Genomic DNA, 2,719 nt, shown 5'->3' with positions numbered 1-2,719 from the left:
GGACGGGAAATGCTACGCATTTCCACTTTTCTGCTCAGCCCAAATCTGCGCACCGTTCTCTGTCCGCCCGCCTAAGGCCCCACATCCCATGGACGAGCGATGCTCACGCATCGCTACGGCAACCTCCCCCCCAAATAAGCCCCCAGCCTCTCCCTCAAAGCGCCCGACAACAAAACCCGCCGAAAAGTCGTATCTTTCGGAGAAAAAACAACCTCCACACACCATGAAATCCCCGAAGAAAGTAGTCGTTTTCACCGGCGCCGGCATGAGCGCCGACAGCGGCGTCTCCACCTTCCGCGACGCCGACGGCCTGTGGGAAAATCACCGGATCGAAGACGTCTGCACCGCCGAAGCTTGGCAACGCAACCCCCGCCTTGTGCTCGACTTCTACAACGCCCGCCGCGCCCAGCTCGACCACGTGACTCCGAACCCCGGTCACCTCGCCCTCGCCGCCCTCGAAAGCGCCTTCGACCACGTCACCGTCATCACCCAGAACGTCGACGACCTCCACGAACGCGCCGGCAGCACCCGCATCATCCACCTCCACGGCGAACTGCGCAAAGCCCGCAGCGAGCGCGACCCCCACCTGATCGTCCCCGCCCCCGGCCCCACCCGGCTCGGCGACCTCGCCCCCGACGGCGCCCAGCTGCGCCCCCACATCGTTTTCTTCGGCGAAGCCGTCCCCGAATACGACCGCGCCCTGAACGAAGTCCGCGACGCCGACCTCTTCCTCGTGATCGGCACCTCCCTCGCCGTCTACCCCGCCGCCGGCCTCATCTACCAGCTTCCACCCGCCAGCCCCGTCTGGCTCGTCGATCCCCGCCCCGCCCCCGTCACCATTCCCAACCCCCTGACCGTCATACCCGAGCGAGCCGCCGCCGGCGTCCCCCCCCTCGTCGACGACCTAATCCGCCGCCACCGGTAAAGAACCCCGCTCCCGCCGTTCCGAAGAATTTTGTACCTTTGTCCGGTCACCCGCCCCGCGCGGGCCGTAATCCACGAAAAGTACAGACAGACAGCTATGTTCGAGAACCTTAGCGACCGTTTGGAGCGCTCCTTCAAGATCCTGAAAGGCCAGGGCCGCATCACCGAGATCAACATCGCCGAATCCCTCAAAGAGATCCGCCGCGCCCTGATCGAAGCCGACGTCAACTACAAAGTCGCCAAGACTTTCACCGACCAGGTCAAACAGAAAGCCATCGGTCAGGAAGTCATCAAATCCGTGAACCCCAGCCAGATGATCGTCAAGATCGTCCACGACGAACTCGCCTCCCTGATGGGCGGCACCGCCGTCGGCATCAACCTGCGCGAGAACCCCTCCGTGATCCTCGTCAGCGGGCTCCAGGGCTCCGGTAAGACCACCTTCAGCGGCAAACTCGCCCTCCACCTGAAGAAGAAAGGGCGCGGCGTCCTGCTGATCGGAGGCGACATCTACCGTCCCGCCGCCATCGACCAGCTGAAAGTCCTCGGCGAGCAGATCGGCGTCGAAGTCTACTCCGAGCCCGACAACAAGAGCGACGCCGTCGCCCTCGTCCAGAACGGCCTCCGGTACGCCAAGAGCAAAGGCGGCACCTTCAACACCATTATTATCGACACCGCCGGTCGCCTCGCCATCGACGAGCAGATGATGCGCGAAATCACCGCCATCAAAGCAGCCGTGAAGCCCTCCGAGACCCTGTTCGTCGTCGACTCCATGACCGGCCAGGACGCAGTCAATACGGCGAAAGAGTTCAACGAGCGTCTGGACTTCGACGGCGTCGTGCTCACCAAGCTCGACGGCGACACCCGGGGCGGGGCAGCCATTTCGATCCGTTCCGTCGTCGACAAGCCCCTGAAATTCGTCAGCACCGGCGAAAAGATGGACGCCCTCGACATCTTCCACCCCGAACGGATGGCCGACCGGATCCTCGGAATGGGCGACATCGTCTCGCTCGTCGAACGCGCCCAGGAGCAGTTCGACGAAGAGGAGGCCCGGAAGCTCCAGAAGAAGCTGGCCCGCGACCAGTTCACCATGCAGGACTTCCTGAACCAGATCCAGCAGATCAAAAAGATGGGAAACATCAAGGATTTAGCCTCGATGATCCCCGGCGTGGGTAAAGCCCTGAAAGACGTGGACATGGACAACAGCGTCTTCAAGCAGACCGAAGCGATCATCCAGTCGATGACCCCCGCCGAACGGGAGAACCCCTCCCTGCTGAACGGCGTCCGGAAATCCCGGATCGCCCGCGGGAGCGGTACAGACGTCGCCGCCATCAACCGCCTGTTGAAGCAGTTCGACCAGACCCGTAAGATGATGAAGATGGTCGCCGGCGGAGGCGGTGCGATGGCCCGGATGGCGAATGCAGCCGCCATGATGCGGCGCGGCCGGCGGTAAGGTTATGCGGCACCGCCCGACACCTTTTATTTAGCACACATTTTCGATCGGTTACATACCGACATCGAAAATCCCCCGGCGATTCCTTTATGGTAGACACGGCCCTCTCGGAGTGCCCGAAGGCCCCGCCCCGGGCTACCGCGGTAATGGGACCAACGAGCGATTGGGAACTTTGGTCGTTGTGGGTAACGATGGATACAGTTGGGCCTCCACAGCCATCGAGTATCGCAGTATGTATCTACATTTTCATATGACAGGACTGGTTCCCTGAAGTACAACAAGCCGCGGCTACGGTCTTCAGTTGCGTTGCCTCTCGGAATAAACGGGGCAGACACTCCGCCCCGG

At 62.2% G+C, this 2,719-nt stretch carries 2 protein-coding genes; both read left to right on the top strand.

Going from position 1 to position 2,719, the window contains the following annotated elements:
* Positions 1–223: 223 nt before the first annotated feature.
* Positions 224–925, top strand: coding sequence for a Sir2 family NAD-dependent protein deacetylase (locus QZ292_RS10245; protein ID WP_294601228.1), 702 nt, complete (start codon positions 224–226; stop codon positions 923–925).
* 96 nt (positions 926–1,021) lie between these two features.
* Complete coding sequence (gene ffh, locus QZ292_RS10240; RefSeq protein WP_294601226.1) at positions 1,022–2,374, top strand: signal recognition particle protein; 1,353 nt, start codon at positions 1,022–1,024, stop codon at positions 2,372–2,374.
* Positions 2,375–2,719 lie beyond the last annotated feature (345 nt).

Origin of the sequence: uncultured Rikenella sp. (assembly GCF_910577125.1) — a bacterium.
GTDB lineage: Bacteria > Bacteroidota > Bacteroidia > Bacteroidales > Rikenellaceae > Rikenella.
This window is presented reverse-complemented; position numbering and strand designations above follow the sequence as displayed.